This is a genomic window from Pseudarthrobacter sp. PvP090 (assembly GCF_040547365.1).
Taxonomy (GTDB): Bacteria; Actinomycetota; Actinomycetes; order Actinomycetales; family Micrococcaceae; genus Arthrobacter.
In genome coordinates, this window is record NZ_JBEPPO010000019.1 from 28338 (window position 1) to 45106 (window position 16769).

Consider the following 16769-nt stretch of genomic DNA (forward strand, 5'->3'; position numbering starts at 1 on the left):
CGCGATTGGGGGCGGACTCCAGTTAAGGGGTCCTATTTGCCCATCAGCTTGTCGAACGAGAGGCCCCAGATGTCGAAGGAGGCATTGTTCTCGGCCGTCACTTGGGGATTCATCATGTACGTGGCCGTGTGGGGGGCCTCGACCTTGAGTTCAGGCTTGGTCGCCGACGATTCGATGGTGACGTCGCCGGACTGCACCTGGCCGGTGGCGATGTATTGCGCGGCGGTCCGGACCACTAGTGCTCCCTCGATCACCGGGGACTGCAGGGTGGCGGACCAGATCTTGCCGCTGCGCAGGTTGGTCATGTCGCCAGAGGAAGTTCCGGTGATCAGGATGACGTCCTTACCCGGCTTCAGCCCGTTCTGCTCCAGCGCCTGCACCACACCGTTTGCCACGTCGTTACTGTGTGCGTAGACGATGTCGATGCCCTGTCCGAGGAACCGCGGAATGACCTGGCTGGCTGCTTTGAAGCCGCCCTGCGCGTCAACGGTCGGGGTGGGTTCGACAGCGAGCATGTTGAACGCGCCCGGGGTGGCTTCTGCGAAGGCTTTCTCCCGGTCGTCACCGGCCGCGTACCCGGCAGTGAACCGGATCTCGACGACGTTGGGCTTGCCGTCGGGACCGTGGAACTTGGCCCCTTCAGCCTTGAGCTTCTCGACGGCGGCGAGCGCGTTGGCTCCGGCTTCCCTGCCGATGCCCGTGTCCGAGACCCCCGCGTATGCGGTCACGTACTTGGTCGCTTCCGGCGTGACCAGGTTGTTGAACTGGATGACTGGTGCCTGCGCGGACAGCAGCCGAATCGAGTTCGTTGCAGCGGCGGCGCCAGCCGGCCACATCAGCACCGCGGCCGCACGCTCACCGGTGGCAAGCCATTCCTGGACCTGCTGGTCCTGCTCGGTCTGGTCCCAGTTGTTCTCGACAATGTTGACGGTGTAGTTGAGGGCTTTCGCCTCGTCCTTGATGGACTGCGAGGCGGCCGCCAGGTAGACGTTTGAGGTCGACGGCATGAAGACCTTGAGGAGAGCGCCGCCGCCATCCGTGCTGCCGGTGCCTTTGCCTTGGGACGCGGCAGGGGCGCCCGGGGCGGCGCTGGAGCTGGTGCTGCATGCAGCGGTAGAGGTGAGAAGGCCGGTAGCGAGGACCGCAACGGCGATCTTTCGCCATGCGCGGGCATACGAAAAATGCATGTGTCTATGCTCCTTTGAATAGAGTGAGTAAGCGGGCTTGAACGCCAGGAATAACGCAGAGCGTCAGGATTTTCCTCATCGGCGATTCGTGGAGATGCTCCACGGAATCAGGTGCGACCGAGCCGGACCCGTTCCTGACCTGGTCGCAGGACAAACCCGAGTTCTAGGATTCTTGCGCGGACTAGCACCTGAATCCGTGCCCTGTACAGAACTTGAACATTGGTCCGCGAATCAGACTTCGCCGATTCCATCGGTCCTTTAGCCCGTTCGCTCGTTCGGGCACCAAGGAGGGCTGCCGACCGTGGTGTCCCTGCCCCTCAACTCCGCGAACCACCCGCCAGGGTGGGGTTTCAGCAAAGTGTTGGTGGGTCAAAGTGTCCAATGTTTGAACAATTTGGCCGTGGGGCCGAACCTGATTGTGGGTTATGTCACACTTGAAGGATGCCGCTCATGACGTCGACAGGGGACAGTCAAATTGACCGGCACCAGTTCAGCCTGTGAAGCGGAGTTGCTCGCGCCCGGCTGGACCATGCCATCAAACGCAATGACGCGGAGGAACAACAAGATGTCGGATTCGGCCGAGGAGCAGTTGTCTCTCCTGAAAGTAGCGCGAAGAGCCATCTCCTCGACGCAGGAGGCACTTGAAGGGACTACGACTTGGCTGGCCATTACTGACGCTGATGGAAGGGTGACCTACGAGTGGGCAGCTGCTCCGAGCCTGCGTCGTCACCTTGCGCGCGCAGATGTAACGGAGGGCGCCGACCTGGCCCAGAGTTCCGCGGGCACGAATGGAGTGGGTGTCGCGCTTGCGACCCGCTCCTCCACCGTTGTTCGAGGCACCGACCACCTGGATGAGCGCATGCACAACCTCGTCTGCGCAGCGAGCCCGGTCCTGCACCCAATTACGCGAAAACTTCTCGGCGCCGTCAACGTTACGTGCCTTGCCGGCGAGCCGAACCCGCATCTGAAGATTGCGCTCAACATGCTGCTGACCGGCATTCAGGATTCGCTGACCCGCCTGTCCCGCGCCCGCCATCAGCGGCTTCTTGATGCGCATTTGCGCGTGAAAGCTGGAACGGGCGCGGCCGTCATTACACTGGACCGTTACACCATGATCGCCGAGGATGGTCTCGGCGGCCTGTCGTTTGATCGAGAACAGCTGTGGCACTACGTCGAAGAGGCAGGACCCTTCACCAAAGAGTTTGTCCTGCCCACCGGCGTTCGTGCGCAGATCGTGCCCGTGATGCCTCCCAGGACCGCGGAGGGCTGCTCATTGGTGCTCAGCCGTCTGAGTGTCGCAAGCCTTGCTGGCTCGCACGTGAAAGGTTCCGACGCCGGGCCCCGGACGGTAGTCCTGCCCGAGCTGAGCCAGCTGGAGCTGGCCGAGCGGGAGATCATCGCATCGGTGCTAAGGGAGTGCCGCGGAAACAAATCCGACGCTGCAGAGCAACTTCGCATCGCACGCGGGACGCTCTACGAGAGAATCCGTCGGTACGGACTGTAAGGTCCGACCGCCAGCTGCGCGCGCTGATCGCCGGCCGGCAGCCCGCGCCTGACTCCGTGTCAGAAATGTGCCCGATTTCCGCAGCCCGGTCCCCATACGAAAGCACGGCCACCCTGTCGGATGGCCGTGCTTCTTAGTGCAGCAGTTCCCTATGGAGGGGGGCCGGAACTGGTACCTAACCCTGCCGGCGTCGGTTTCGTCAGGAGAAGGCTGAGATGCCGGTGATCTCACGGCCCAGGATCAGGGATTGGATGGAATCCGTCCCTTCATAGGTATGGACCACTTCCATGTCGGTCAGGTGGCGTGCCACGTGGTGTTCCAGCAGGATCCCGTTCCCGCCAAACATGTCACGCGCATCCCGGCACAGCGTCCGCGCTTTGTCCCCGGTGAACATCTTGGCCAGGGAAGCCTGTTCGTTGCTGAGCCGGCCCTCGTCCTGAAGTGCCGCGGTACGGAAGCAGATCAGCTGCATGGCCGTGAGGTCCGCAAGCATGTTGGCAAGCTTGTTCTGCACCAGCTGGTAGCTGGCAATCGGCTTGCCGAACTGCACGCGTTCCCGGGCGTACTGGACCGCCATCTCATAGGCGGCGGTGGCGTGGCCCAGCGATTCCCAAGCCACAGTGCTGCGGGTGGTGTTGAGTACCGCTCCGACGTCGCGGAAGGACTTCGACTTGGCCAGCAGGTTTCCGGCGGGGATCCGCAGACCGTCGATCTCGATCTGCGCCTGCTGGATCGCCCGCTTGGCCATCTTTCCCGTGATGGCCTCGGCACTGTATCCGGCGGGATAGCTGCCGTCGTCGTTCTTTTCCAGGACGAAGGCCTTCACCTTTTGGTCGGTTGTGTCCCGGGCCCAGATGATGACGAGGTCCGCCACGTGGCCCAGCCCGATCCAGCGTTTGGATCCGTTGATGACGTAGTGCTCGCCGTCGAGCCGGGCGGAGGTTTCCAGGGCGACGGAGTCGGAGCCGTGGTCCGGTTCGGTCAGCGCGAACGCGCCCAGCTTCTCCAGCCTTGCCATGGCAGGCAGCCAGCGCTGCTTCTGCTCGTCGCTGCCGAGGAGGTTGATGGTGCCCATCGCCAGCCCGGAGTGGACCGCGTTAAAGGTGTTGATGCTGCCGTCACCTCGCGAGAGTTCCATCGCGACGAGGCCGGTCTGCAGCCGGGTCAGCCCGGGGCAGCCATAGCCCTGGATGGCTGTGCCGATGATTCCCAGCCCTGCGAACTTTGGCACCAACTGATACGGGAAGTCCGCCTTCTCCCAGTATTCGTTGATGATGGGCTTGACGTCCTTTTCGACAAAGGACCGGACGCTGGCGATCAGCGCACGGTCGGTGTCATTGAGGTAGTCGTCCAGTGCGTAGAAGTCGGAATTGACGGAAACGTCCGTTGCGGTGGTCATCAGTGCTCCTCGTGGGATCGGGTGGGAGTGCCGGCAAAGACGCCGGCCAATTGGTTCTCGTCGTCGCCGAGCCAGGCGCGCACCAGCTCCGCGCCGCTGTCGAGATCGGGCGGCGTGAGGTCGTAGCTCACCGGGGTCTTGGACAGCCGGATGGGGTTGCGCACCCCGGGCTGAGCACTCTTTCCGTGCCCCACGGTCACGACAGGCTCCAGCCCGATCCGTTCGGCGAATTCGATCCCGGCACGCAGATCCTGGATCGGTGCGCAGGGGAGCTTCGCTTCGGTAAATATGTCGAACCACTCCGAAGCGGTCCGGGCCGAGAGGCACTCCACCAGGAGCGGCCGCAGTTCGGTGCGGTTGGCGCTGCGGAGCGGAGCCTTTTCGAAACGCGGATCTGTGGCAAGCGCCGGCCGGCCGATCGCGGCGCAGAAGGTGCGGAACTGGGAGTCGTTGCCGATCGCGATCACCAGCTTCCCGTCGCCGGTGTCGAAAGGCTCGTAAGGGTAGATGCTCGGATGTTCGTTTCCCAGCCGGACGGGAACGGTCCCGCCCAGCACGACGGCGGCCGTCTGGTTCACCATGCCGGAGAGGGCAGAGGACATCAGGTTCATTTCCACCAGTTGGCCTTCTCCGATGCGATCCCGGTGCCGGAGTGCGGCGAGGATACCGATGCAGGCGTGAAGTCCGGTGATGACGTCGAACACCGCAACTCCGGAACGGAAGGGCCCTGTGTCCGGCGCCCCGGTGAGGTCCATCAGTCCGGACAGCGCCTGGATGAGTAGGTCGTAGCCTGGGAGTTGGGCACCCCCGGCGGTCCCGAAGCCCGTGATCGAGGCGTAGACAACGTCCTTGTTGGTAGCCGCGACTGTGTCGTAGTCCAGGCCGTAGCGCACCAAGTCTCCTGGCTTGAAGTTTTCGACGACGACGTCGGCCCGTTCCGCGATGCGCTGCGCCGTCCTGCGGTCGTCCGGATCCCGAAGGTCGAGTTTGATGGAGGTCTTGTTGCGGTTGATCGACAGGAAATACGTTGAGTCATCGCCGCGGGTGGGCGGTTTCCATGCCCGGGTCTCGTCCCCGGCCGGGCTCTCAATCTTGATCACAGTTGCCCCGAGATCTGCCAAGAGCATAGTGCAGTACGGTCCGGCCAGCACCCTGCCGAAATCGGCGATCACGATGCCGCTGAGCGGGCCGCCTGCACCGCGGCCGAATGCCGACGTCTCAGAGGTGGCGGAGTGTTGGCTGTCCATCAAAAGGCTCCTTGCATAGGGTTCTCTCCCTCAACCATGACCGACAGCATTGCTATCCGTCCAATACTTATTGATGGCCTTTTTGTTGCGCCAGGTGCAATAATCACTTGCATGGAGATCCAACAGATCCGCGCTTTCCTGGCGGTTGCAGAAGAGCTGCACTTTGGCCGCGCAGCGGAGAAGCTGCACATGGCCCAGCCTCCGGTCAGCCGCAGCATCCAGCAGCTGGAACGGGAGCTGGGAACCCGTCTGTTCGACCGAAGTACCCGCAGCGTCAAGCTGACCGGCGCCGGAGAGGCGTTCATCGGGCCGGCAACGGACATCATCGATGCCACCCGCCGGGCGAGCATCGCGGTCCACGCGGCAGACAAAGGAGAAGTCGGGCGCGTCCGGGTCGCCTATGCCGGCGCCTCCACCCATACCCTGGTGGGCCGGCTCGCCAGAGAGGTCCGGCGCGACCACCCGGGCATCCAGATCGAGCTCTTCAGTCAGAACTTTGCCCAACCTGCCATGGACCGTGTGGTCAGTGGCGACGTGGACATCGCCCTCGGTCGTTGGGACTACATTGCTGCCGGGATTGAAACGCGCCTGCTTGCAGCGGAGGACCTCGTGGTCGCCGTCCCCGCGAGCCACCGCCTTGCCGGCGCCGGTGAAGCCCGGATGGCTGACTTCCGCGGCGACACCTTCGTTTCACTGCCGCCTCATGCCGGGGCGGTGCTGAACGACAGGCTCCGGCGACTAACGCACGCCGCCGGGTTCGAGCTGGACATCGTTCAGGTGGTCCCGGATTCCTGGACTGCTCTCTCCTTGGTCGGGGCGGAGGTAGGCTGCACGCTCACGCTGTCCTCGGTGGCCGAGGCGGTCACGGACCCCCACGTGCGTTTCGTGAAGGTCATGGACAAAACGATTCCGGTGGAGCTGCGGATGGCCTGGCGCCGGGACCATTCCAGCCCTGCCCTGCGGGCAGTACTGGAGCTGGCCGAGCGGATCCTGCCCGGCGCCGGCTGACCCGAACCCGGATGACGGGCGCCGAACTAAGGCGGCGTCTTGACGGTTGTCTTTGACCCGGTCAGGGGGCCATGAACTCCGGCGTCTCGATGCCCAGGGCACGGAGTTTCCGATAAAGGGTGGTTCGGCCCATTCCCAGGGCTTCCGCAGCGACAGAGCGGTTCCCCCCGCTCTGTTCCAGGGCGGCAACGATCGCGTCGCGCTCCAGGGATTCGAGTTTGGACAGGGTGCGCCTGCCTGTGTTCCTGAGATGTTCCGGGAGGTCATTGGCCTGCAGCACGCGACCGGGATGGGCACGCCCCAGCGACTCGAGGGTTGCGCGCAGTTCTGCGACGTTCCCCGGCCACCGCCAGCGCATGAGCCCCTGCAGCGCGACCGCGGAGAGCGTGGATCTGTCGGCTGGCGCGGCCGCATCCAGGAAATGCGCAGCCAGCACGGGGATACGTTCCTTGGTTTCGGACAGCGTTGGCACAGTCACACGCGCAGCGATTTGTGAGACGACGTCCGAGACGAAGTCCGGGCACGCCTCGGGATTCATGGTCAGAACCAGCCGGGCCGGAGAAGGAGCTGCCGGGTCTTGGCCTGCCGGAGGGTGCGCCGGCTGCTGGCGCACCGCCGCGTCCAGGGCCTTGAGCCTGTTCAACTCGCTCCGGGGCAGATCCTCAAGATGCCGCAGGATAACGCTTCGACCGTCTGCGATGGCTTCACTGGCGGTCTGGAACCAGCTGGCATCCTTTTCTTCCGGTAGGAGGCAGGCATCGAGGATCAACGGACCCGGACCGGAGTCCTGTCCGTTGAGCCAGGCGAGCGTGTGATGAAGCTTGCCGGAGCCGCCCTGCCCGCACACGGCGATCGCCCCGGGTCCCTGGCCCGCCCGGTCAAAGGCAGTGCGTATAACGTGCGGAAACGCAGCCCCTACACCCGAAGAGTCGGTGCCGGGCAAATCGGCATCGACCTTCCGCGGAATGCTCGCGGCATCAGGTATGCGTGAGAGCTCCAACGCGAAGGCAGAACTCCCGCCGGAATCGTCGATCCGCTGGACGGTGGCGTCCACATTCAGGGACGGTATCTCGATGGTTTGTTTGGCGCCGGTCCACTCGAGACCGCGCAGCTGCTCCCACAGTGTGGTGTGCAGTTCACTACTCATGACCGCCAGACCGGAAATGTTGGTCATCACAGCCTGGGCATCGAGCATGATGACCGGGGCTCTGGAGGAGCTCAACCGCAGCTGGGACATTCCCAAGGCGAGTCCCGTTGCGCTGCCGAGGTCGAGCAAACGCCGTTCGATCTGGCTGCTCGCTTCCCGGGACATGGCCAGCATGAGCGGGTTGTCCAAACCGGTGTCGCAGGCGAAGGAAATGGAACCTATCACGCGGCGCGTAACGGGGTGCATGATGGGCGCCCCTGCGCAGGCCAGCGGGGACAGTGCCTCGTTGAAATGCTCCGCTCCCCGGACAAACACGGCCTGGCGTCCTTCGATGGGCGTGCCGAGCCCGTTGGTCCCGACCGAGCGCTCCGAAAAATTGAACCCTTCCGCGGCATAGGCCTCGTCGAAACGGTTGCCGTGTGCCTTGTCGCCGAGCCTGCGGGCAATAATCTGGCCGGACTGGTCACTGAGGAACAAGGAGATGCCCATACCGCTGAGGCTTTGCAGCCAGTGGTCCATCACACTCTTGGCCGCACGGATCAGGATCCCGTCCGGATCGAAATCATTGACGAACAGAAATGCCTCGGGCCGCGCCGAAGCCTCCACGCCGATCGAGCGGCGCCAGCTGTGTTCGATGTCCGGGGAGACGATTTCCGCCAGCTGTGTCCCATCCCGGAGGCCCCGGCGGATGAGGTGTTCCCGGGCAGCGCGAAGGGCATCGTCGGGAACGTTGCGCGGGTTTTGCATGGCTGGTTAGCCCTGGGCACCGTCTGCCGCGCGCAGCACCACGCGTCCGGGGACGCCGCCCTGCGTGAGCTTGTCCAGGTTCTCGCCCACAGATCCGGCGGAGAGCTCGGCGTCGATGATCGGAATGTGGGGAATCGCATCCTGCTTGGCCAAGGCGACGAGCTGGTTCAGCTCCTCGGGGTTGCCCACAAAACTGCCTCGGATCGTGAGCATCTTAAGGGCCATGAGTGCGGTCGGGACCGTCAGTTCGCCGCCGAAGAGCCCTACCTGAACCAGTTGGCCACCCTTGCGCAGGGAGTCGAAGGCTACGGGCGCCGTTTGGCTGTTGTTCACGAAGTCGATGACGGCTGCTACCGGGCCTCCGTTTGCGCCGATAATCTTGGCGCTGAGACCTTGATCGGTGGATTGAACAGTTGTGCTGGCGCCGACCTCACGGGCCAGCTGGAGATTCCGCTCCGAAATGTCGACGGCGCAGATGGCCTGGTGCCCCAGCGCGCTGAGGGTAGCGATGGCGGTGAGCCCGACTCCGCCGGCGCCAATCACCACAACAGGTTCGTCCGGCCCCAGCGGGAGGACTTTGTTCACTGCGCTGAAGGCCGTCAGGCCCGAGCACGCCAGCGTCGCCGCCCAGCTGAGGTCCAGGCCCTCGATGTCCACGAGGTACTTTTCGTCGCGGACCAGGATCTGCTCGGCGTAGCCGCCGTGCTCCGTGACTCCAAGGTTGCGTCCGTTGGCGCAGACGTTGTCGCGGCCGGCCAGGCAATCCCGGCACGTGCCGCAGCCAATCCAGGGATAGACCAGCCTGACGTCCCCGGGTTTGGTCCCGTGTACAAGGTCCCCGACCTTCTCGACGACACCGACGACTTCGTGCCCCATGACCAGCGGGTAAGTGACGCCCCGGTCCACGAGCTTCAACGCTCCCCGGCTGCCCAGGTCGTACGAACCCTCACGAAGGTGGGTGTCCGTGTGGCACACGCCCGAGCGGATCACCCTCAAGAGGACTTCGGTTCCCGTCGGCACCGGGTCCGGCAGTTCGATGTCCTGGATCTCGGGGCTGTCTCGGAAAACGGCAAAAGCGTGCATGGTGACCTCGCATCGTTGCGCTGACTGTATTCATTCAAGGATGGCACCCGCGCTGATAGGAATCCAATACCAAATCACGGCGTCGTTTATGCGCAGGGGGCAACAATCGAAGCCTTCGCCGAATGCTGGCGGTGATGCGCTGTTCCAAATCGGCACACCATCGTGAGATCCACGTCACATAAGAATTGACTACCCCGTTTGAAGGGTCCTCGGCCCGGAGGAACCGGGCCCACGTTGTCGCATTCAAAGGAGAATGACCATGGCAGGACGCATGTCAGGAAAAGTTGCACTCATCACGGGAGCCGCCCAGGGTATGGGCAGGTCGCACGCCCTGCTCCTCGCCGCAGAAGGGGCCAAGGTCGTCGTCACGGACGTCCGGGAAGCCGCCGGAAAGGCCGTGGCAGAGGAGATCAACGACGCCGGGGGTTCCGCGCGCTTCATCACGCACGATGTCACCCGGTCGGACGACTGGCAGCGTGTGCTGGACGAAGCCGTGAATGAATTCGGCAAGCTGGACGCCCTCGTCAACAATGCCGGCATCCTCATCCTCAAGCCCCTCGACGAGACAGATGAGGAGGAATGGGACCGCACCCTAGATATCAACGCCAAGGGAACCTTCCTGGGTTGCAAGCTGGCGGCGCCTGCGCTTCAGGCAGCCGGTGGGGGCTCCATTGTGAACATTTCCTCGATCTACGGGCTCATCGGGGCACCCAGTGCCGCGGCCTACCAGGCTTCCAAGGGCGCAGTGCGTCTGCTCTCCAAGGCTGCCGCGGTCGATCTTGCCAAGTTCGCCATTCGGGTCAACTCCGTGCACCCGGGCGTGATTGACACCGAGATGACCAAGGAACTGATGGCTACACCGGAAGGCGCGAAGGCACTGTTGGGAACGACCATCCTCGGGCGGCCGGGACGGCCGGAAGAAGTCTCCCAGGCCGTCCTCTTCCTCGCCTCGGACGAATCGTCGTTCGTCACGGGTGCGGAACTCGTCGTTGACGGCGGCTACACCACGCAGTAGCTCCCGGGCGGGTCCGGTGCCGGCCCGGTGTTTCAAAGTGGAACACTGGGCCGGCGCAAATGTGATCCACGCTATATCTAGCGGCAAAACGCACCAAGATTCCGATCCATCAGCCCCCCGGGCAACGCTCGGAACGCTCTCCATACGAAGGAGTATGAGATGACAATCTCGACCGAAGCAGCAGTGACTGAAACTTCCCAGGCGACCGATCCCCTCCGCGACCTCTACGCGGACTGGTCCAACATCATCGCCACCACCCCCGATCTGACGATGCGCCTGTTCCGCAGCATCTTCGACGAGTGGCACCAGCCCACCCGGGAACCCGAAGCAGTCACCTACAAGGAGGACGTCGTCGGCGGAGTCCCCGGCATCTGGGCCTTCCCGGAAGGTGCCGACCGGACGAAAGTGCTGCTCTACACCCACGGCGGCGGCTTCGCCGTCGGCTCGGCCTCAAGCCACCGCAAGCTGGCCGGCCACGTGGCCAAGGCAGTCGGCGTTGTCACCTTTGTCCTGGACTACCGCCGCGCCCCCGAGCACCCGCACCCCGCCCAGGTCGAAGACGGCGTGGCTGCCTTCAAGGCCCTCGTCGAGAGCGGCATCCACCCTCACGACATCACGACCATCGGCGACTCCGCCGGCGGCAACCTTGCGGTCGCCATCTCCCTGGCGCTCAAGGAGCAGAGCGAGCCGCTCCCCGGCCAGGTCATCGCGTTCTCGCCGTGGCTGGACATGGAAAACAAGGGCGAAACCCTGATCTCCAACGACGCCACGGACGCGCTCATCTCCGTGCCGCTGCTCGAGGGCATGATCGCAGGCGTGCTGGGCGATTCCGTCAGCCCGCAGAACCCGCTGGCCAACCCCCTCTACGCCGACTTCACCGGGTTCCCGCGCCTATACATCACCGCAGGCTCGGTCGAATCCCTCCTGGACAACGCCACCCGCCTGGCCGCACTGGCCGAGGCCGCCGGCGTCGACGTGACCCTCTCCATCGCCGAGGACCAGCAGCACGTCTTCCCGTTCCTCGCCGGCAACTCCGAGGTCGCCGACGCCGAACTCGCCCGCATCGCCGGCTGGTACAAGTACTGAGCCCCGGCCACCCCACAACACAAGACCTGAAATACAAAGGAGTATCCATCATGGCTGAAAACCACGGGCAAACTGCCCTCGCCACCTCTCCCACCTTTCCCGCCGAACTCGACGCTGTCGTCGTCGGCGCCGGATTTGGCGGCATCTACATGCTGCACAAGCTGCGCAACGAACTCGGACTCAACGTGCGCGCCTTCGACCGCGCCGGCGGCGTCGGGGGCACCTGGTACTGGAACCGGTACCCGGGCGCCCTGTCGGACACCGAGAGCTATGTCTACCGCTACTCATTCGACGACGAACTGCTGAATGAGTGGGACTGGACCCACAAGTACGTGACCCAGCCGGAAATCCTCCAGTACCTCGAACACGTTGTGGACCGCTATGACCTGCGCAAGGATATTCAGCTCAACACCGGTATCACCTCCGCGCACTACGACGAGTCGGCCAACCGGTGGACCATCGGCACTGACACCGGCGAAACCATCACGGCGAAGTACATTGTCAACGGCCTCGGCCTGCTCTCGGCCACCAATATCCCCAACATTCCGGGTATCGACACCTTCGAAGGCGAGATCTACCACTCCGGCGCCTGGCCTGAGGGCGTGGACCTGACCGGCAAGCGCGTCGGCGTGATCGGCACCGGCTCCACCGGCCTGCAGATCATCACCGCCATTGCACCCAAGGTCGGACACCTCACCGTCTTCCAGCGCTCACCGCAGTACAGCGTCCCCGTCGGCAACACCACTGTCACGCCGGAATACGTGGCGTCCGTCAAGAAGGACTACAGCAAGATTTGGGAACAGGTCCGGGGTTCCGGCGTCGCCTTCGGGTTCGAGGAAAGCACCGTTCCCGCTATGAGCGTCTCCGCAACGGAGCGGCAGGCTGTCTTCCAGAAGGCCTGGGAAACCGGCGGCGGATTCCGCTTTATGTTCAACACCTTCGGCGACATTGCCACGGACCCCGACGCCAACGAGGCCGCGGCAGCATTCGTCCGCGGCAAGATCGCCGAGATCGTCAAGGACCCGGAGACGGCCCGCAAGCTCACTCCGACCGACCTTTACGCCAAGCGCCCCCTGTGCGACAGCGGCTACTACGCCACATTCAACCGGGACAACGTACAGCTGGTGTCAGTCAAGGAGACACCGATCGTCGAACTGACGCCCACGGGCATCAGGACCTCGGACGGCGTGGAGCACGAGCTCGATGTTCTGATCTTCGCCACAGGCTTCGACGCCGTGGACGGAAACTACACACGGATCGACATCCGGGGCCGCGGCGGCGAGACCATCCAGCAGCACTGGGAGCATGGGCCCACCAGCTACCTCGGCGTCACCACAGCAGGATTCCCGAACATGTTCATGATCCTTGGCCCCAATGGCCCCTTCACCAACCTGCCGCCGAGCATCGAGGCCCAGGTCGAGTGGATCTCACAGCTGATCAACGACGCCGAGACCGGACAGGTTGCCTCTGTGGAGCCGACCGCAGAGGCCGAGGAAGCCTGGACACGGACCTGCCAGGAGATCGCCGATATGACGCTCTTCCCGAAGGCCGACTCCTGGATCTTCGGCGCCAACATCCCGGGCAAGACGAAGACCGTCATGTTCTACCTCGGAGGCCTCGGCAACTACCGGAACAAACTCGCCGAAGTCCGCGAAGCCGGCTACGAAGGCTTCGAGCTGAAGGTGCTCGCTCCGGCGGAGTAGCAAGCGTCAAACGCCAGAACGGCGGCTGCCACCCTTTGGGGATGTGGCAGCCGCCGTTCCGTGTTGGCGGCAATCCGTACTTGGACGCCCTCGCGGCGTCCCGTTGCGCCGAAAAAGGGAGGCAAGCCATCGAACGCTTGCCTCCCACACTCGGGCCCCGCAATTAGGAGTAGTCGTAGAAGCCTTTGCCGGACTTGCGTCCCAGTTCGCCGCGCGCCACCATGTCGCGGAGGATCTGGGGCGGGGCGAAGCGTTCGCCGAGCGTTTCGTGCAGGTATTCGGCGATTCCAAGGCGGACGTCCAGTCCGACGATGTCCGTGGTTCGCAGGGGTCCAGAGGCGTGCCGGTAGCCGAGTTCCATGGCGGCGTCGATGTCCTGCGCACTGGCGACGCCCTCTTCGAGCATTCGCATGGCCTCCAGTGCCAGTGCGACGCCCAGACGCGAACTCGCGAAGCCAGGAGCGTCGTTCACCACGATGGGCGTCTTGCCGAGCCCGCGGACCCAGCCGCTGGCGGCGTCGGCTAGTTCGGGGGCGGACTGCGGGCCAAGGACGACTTCCACCAGCGCTGACGCCGGGACCGGATTGAAGAAGTGCAGCCCGCAGAGCCGCTCCGGTCTGCCGAGGGTGGCAGCCAGCTTGGTGACCGACAGTGAGGAGGTGTTGGTGGCGATCCAGGCATCCGCGCCAAGGTTGCGCTCAACGTTGAGCAATGCGGACTGCTTCAGATTGAAATCCTCAGGGACGGCTTCGACGACCAGACCGGCGCTGCCGAAGTCGGCGGCGTCCGTCGAGACTTCGAACCGGCCGAGAATCGAGTCCAGATCCTCCGATACTGAAGCTCTCTCAATGGCCTTGGCCAGCGTCCGGGTGACGCGGTCGAGGGCGGCGGCGGCAGCTGCCGCGTCACGTTCGACGACGGTCACCTCGGCTCCGGAAACAAGGAAGGCATGGGCGATGCCGGCGCCCATCCGGCCTCCGCCGAGAACACCTACCCTCTTGGGGACGCTGGGGGTTTCGGTCAGGGAGGTGGGGACGGTCATTTGCTGGTTCCTTTGTGGTTTTTCCGGTCGAGAAACGCCTGCATCCGCTCAAACTTTGCTTCCGATTCAAAGAGGATGCCCTGGGCGAGTTCGTCGATGGCCGGGTGTGCGGATCGTGGTGCCTGCAGGACACTCTTGGTGAGACGGACCGCGAGCGGATCCTGGGTTTGGATCCTCGCTGCGAGGGCAAAGGCTGCTGGGATGAGCTGGTCTGGGTCGTGTAATTCACTGACGAGCCGAACAGCCAGCGCCGCTGCGCCGTCGAGCACTTTTCCGCTGAGCAGTATTTCCTTCGCCAGGGGCTCGCCCACGAGTTCCACAAGGCGCCAGCCCGCGCCGGCGGCAGCGAGGATGCCCAGGCCGGTTTCCGGGTTGCCGATCCTGGCCCGTGGCGTGGCGATCCGGAAGTCCGCTGCGTAGGCCAGTTCAGCACCGCCGCCGAGCGCAAAGCCGTCGATGGCTGCGATGACGGGCATCGGCAACTTGGAAATTCTCTGGAAGAGGCCGGAATTAATGCCGGCCAGTGCGTCGTCTCGGCGCCGTTCGCGGAGCTCGGCGATGTCGGCCCCGGAGGCAAAGATGCCGCCGGAGGGGATTTGCGCCCCGGAGAGGATGAGGATTTTGGGCTTCCGCTCCAAATCCGCGCAGACGGAATGCAACTCATCGACCATGTGCTGGTCGATGGCGTTGCGTACTTCAGGTCTATTGAGCTCGACATGGACGGTCGCGCCCGCATCGTGGATATTGATGGTCTTCACCCGCCCACCTTCGCATCGCCAATTACCCAGAGTCCAATACCTAATGAACGCTAAATTATTGCGGAAACGTAATAACTGGAACCGCGGCCGGGGGATCCGTCATTGATTCAGAATCAACATTGATCATGCTGAGAATAAGTATTGGACTGCATAGGCGGAAGCTGGGATCGTGATTGCTAAGACCAAGGACGCACCATCAGGAAGAGATTTGGACAATGAGCAACTACGCGACCATCAACCCGGCAACCGGAGAACGCGTTGCCGAGTTCCCGACCCTCTCTAACGAGGAAGTCCAGGAAGTGCTCAAGCGCTCCTTTACTGAATACCGTTCCTGGCGCTCCACTCCGCTGGCCGAACGCGCGGCGGTCCTGAACCGCGTCGCCGAACTGCACCGCGAACGTTCCGAGGAGCTCGCCGCCCTGCTGACCCTTGAGGTTGGCAAACCGATCGCCGAGGCCCGTGGCGAAGTTGCCCTCGTGGCCTCGATCTACGCCTACTACGCGGATAACGCCGAGCGCTTCCTCAGGGATGAACCCCTGGACATCAGCGGCCCAGGTTCAGCCGTCGTCCGCACTGAACCCATCGGGCCGCTCGTCGGTATCATGCCCTGGAACTTCCCCTACTACCAGGTCGCCCGTTTCGCCGCCCCCAATATCGCGCTGGGCAACACCGTGATCCTCAAGCACTCACGCAACTGCCCGCAGTCGGCGCTGGCCATCGAAGCGGTGTTCCGCGATGCCGGGCTGCCCGCGGATGTCTACATCAATGCGTTCGTCACCAGCGGCCAGATCGCGACCATGATCGCAGACCCGCGGGTACAGGGCGTCTCCCTGACCGGCTCCGAAAAGGCCGGATCCGCCGTGGCGGAAGTCGCCGGACGCCATATGAAGAAGTACGTGCTGGAGCTGGGCGGTTCCGACCCGTTCATCGTGCTGCCGGATGCCGACCTGGACAAGGCCGTAGCCGGCGCCGTGGCGGGCCGGATGTACAACGGCGGCCAAGCCTGCACAGCGTCGAAGCGCTTCATTATCGTCGGCGACATCTACGACGAGTTCCTGCGCCGCTACACCGAGGCCATGGCCAAGATCGCGCCGGGCGATCCGACTGATGAGAAGACGACCTTCGGTCCGCTGTCTTCCCGGGCCTCCGTGGACGACATCGCGGAACTGGTCCAGGACGCCGTCTCCAAGGGCGCGACAGCTGTCGCGGGTGGGGGCGCACCTAACCAATCAGGCGCTTATTACCCCGCAACGGTCCTGACCGGTGTGACGCCCGAAATGCGGGCATACTCGGAAGAGATCTTCGGCCCGGCGGCTGTGGTTTACCGGGTGGACTCTCCCCAAGCTGCCATTGACCTGGCCAACGACTCACCCTTCGGCCTCTCAAGCTCCATCTACACCGCCGACGTCAAGGCCGCACAGGAGCTTGCCGAACAGCTCGAAACCGGCGCGGTCTGGATCAACAGCATCAGCCGAAGCGCCCCTGACCTTCCGTTCGGCGGGGTGAAGCGGTCCGGCGTTGGACGTGAACTGGCGCAATACGGAATCAACGAATTCGCCAACAAGAAGCTCATCCGGATCCCGTCAGCCTAGACCCGCCCGAATCGCTGCCGCTGGCAGAAGCCACCAGCGCGCCCACATAGCTGGCAGCAATGGCCGTTTTTAGTCCTCAAAACGGCCCCAGCTGCTTGGTTATGCCCGACAGATTTTAGAGGAATCATGAATCACGCTTTTCTGTACGACGCAGTTCGGACCCCGTTTGGGAAGTTCGGCGGCGGGCTCGCCGGTGTCCGCCCGGACGACCTCGCCGCCCACGTGATCGGTGAGGCCGTGAAGCGCGCGCC

Annotated in this window: 13 protein-coding genes and 1 pseudogene; 7 read left to right on the forward strand and 7 right to left on the reverse strand. The window is 63.8% G+C overall.

From position 1 onward, the window contains the following. Positions 1 to 32: 32 nt before the first annotated feature. Positions 33 to 1187 carry a sugar ABC transporter substrate-binding protein gene (locus ABIC21_RS18495; protein ID WP_354351838.1) on the reverse strand — a complete coding sequence of 385 codons (1155 nt, stop codon included), beginning with the start codon at positions 1185 to 1187 and terminating at the stop codon, positions 33 to 35. Positions 1188 to 1662: 475 nt separating this feature from the next. Here ABIC21_RS18495 and ABIC21_RS18500 point away from each other — a divergent pair, with 475 nt between their 5' ends. Then, the gene (locus ABIC21_RS18500; RefSeq protein WP_354351839.1) at positions 1663 to 2691 is read left to right on the forward strand and encodes a helix-turn-helix domain-containing protein; all 1029 of its coding nucleotides are present in this window, start codon (positions 1663 to 1665) and stop codon (positions 2689 to 2691) included. A 199-nt stretch (positions 2692 to 2890) separates the two neighbouring features. Here the strand turns inward: ABIC21_RS18500 and ABIC21_RS18505 are convergent, their stop codons facing one another. Both ABIC21_RS18505 and ABIC21_RS18510 read right to left on the reverse strand, forming a co-directional pair. Beyond that, positions 2891 to 4090, reverse strand: coding sequence for an acyl-CoA dehydrogenase family protein (locus ABIC21_RS18505; protein WP_354351840.1), 1200 nt, complete (start codon positions 4088 to 4090; stop codon positions 2891 to 2893). Beyond that, entirely contained in the window at positions 4090 to 5337 is a 1248-nt protein-coding gene (locus tag ABIC21_RS18510) for a CaiB/BaiF CoA transferase family protein (RefSeq protein WP_354351841.1), read from the reverse strand. The genes ABIC21_RS18505 and ABIC21_RS18510 overlap by 1 nt, the downstream gene beginning before the upstream one ends. Before the next feature lie 111 nt (positions 5338 to 5448). Between ABIC21_RS18510 and ABIC21_RS18515 the strand changes: the two genes are divergently transcribed. Beyond that, positions 5449 to 6345: a LysR family transcriptional regulator gene (locus ABIC21_RS18515; RefSeq protein ID WP_354351842.1), complete on the forward strand. Its 897-nt coding sequence runs from the start codon at positions 5449 to 5451 to the stop codon at positions 6343 to 6345. Positions 6346 to 6406: 61 nt separating this feature from the next. On the opposite strand, the gene ABIC21_RS18520 is transcribed toward ABIC21_RS18515, so the two are convergent. Both ABIC21_RS18520 and ABIC21_RS18525 read right to left on the reverse strand, forming a co-directional pair. After that, positions 6407 to 8239 (reverse strand): sigma-54-dependent Fis family transcriptional regulator, encoded by a 1833-nt coding sequence (locus ABIC21_RS18520; protein ID WP_354351843.1) that lies wholly within the window; start codon positions 8237 to 8239, stop codon positions 6407 to 6409. A 6-nt stretch (positions 8240 to 8245) separates the two neighbouring features. Then, positions 8246 to 9322: an alcohol dehydrogenase gene (locus ABIC21_RS18525; RefSeq protein ID WP_354351844.1), complete on the reverse strand. Its 1077-nt coding sequence runs from the start codon at positions 9320 to 9322 to the stop codon at positions 8246 to 8248. A gap of 259 nt (positions 9323 to 9581) precedes the next feature. Here ABIC21_RS18525 and ABIC21_RS18530 point away from each other — a divergent pair, with 259 nt between their 5' ends. From ABIC21_RS18530 to ABIC21_RS18540, 3 genes are all read left to right on the forward strand, one after another. Continuing rightward, positions 9582 to 10337: a glucose 1-dehydrogenase gene (locus ABIC21_RS18530; protein ID WP_354351845.1), complete on the forward strand. Its 756-nt coding sequence runs from the start codon at positions 9582 to 9584 to the stop codon at positions 10335 to 10337. 159 nt (positions 10338 to 10496) lie between these two features. Further along, on the forward strand, positions 10497 to 11423 hold the full coding sequence (locus ABIC21_RS18535) for an alpha/beta hydrolase (protein WP_354351846.1): 927 nt from the start codon (positions 10497 to 10499) through the stop codon (positions 11421 to 11423). Positions 11424 to 11473: 50 nt separating this feature from the next. Next, positions 11474 to 13126, forward strand: a complete 1653-nt coding sequence (locus ABIC21_RS18540; protein ID WP_354351847.1) for a flavin-containing monooxygenase — start codon at positions 11474 to 11476, stop codon at positions 13124 to 13126. Positions 13127 to 13289: 163 nt separating this feature from the next. Here the strand turns inward: ABIC21_RS18540 and ABIC21_RS18545 are convergent, their stop codons facing one another. Together ABIC21_RS18545 and ABIC21_RS18550 are read right to left on the reverse strand one after the other, a co-directional pair. Then, positions 13290 to 14168: a 3-hydroxyacyl-CoA dehydrogenase family protein gene (locus ABIC21_RS18545; RefSeq protein ID WP_354351848.1), complete on the reverse strand. Its 879-nt coding sequence runs from the start codon at positions 14166 to 14168 to the stop codon at positions 13290 to 13292. Beyond that, positions 14165 to 14926, reverse strand: a complete 762-nt coding sequence (locus tag ABIC21_RS18550) for an enoyl-CoA hydratase/isomerase family protein (RefSeq protein ID WP_354351849.1) — start codon at positions 14924 to 14926, stop codon at positions 14165 to 14167. The genes ABIC21_RS18545 and ABIC21_RS18550 overlap by 4 nt, the downstream gene beginning before the upstream one ends. Positions 14927 to 15141: 215 nt before the next feature. Here ABIC21_RS18550 and ABIC21_RS18555 point away from each other — a divergent pair, with 215 nt between their 5' ends. Together ABIC21_RS18555 and ABIC21_RS18560 are read left to right on the forward strand one after the other, a co-directional pair. Continuing rightward, positions 15142 to 16518 carry an NAD-dependent succinate-semialdehyde dehydrogenase gene (locus tag ABIC21_RS18555; RefSeq protein ID WP_354351850.1) on the forward strand — a complete coding sequence of 459 codons (1377 nt, stop codon included), beginning with the start codon at positions 15142 to 15144 and terminating at the stop codon, positions 16516 to 16518. 126 nt (positions 16519 to 16644) lie between these two features. Then, positions 16645 to 16769, forward strand: a pseudogene (locus ABIC21_RS18560) (3-oxoadipyl-CoA thiolase); the annotation flags it as partial.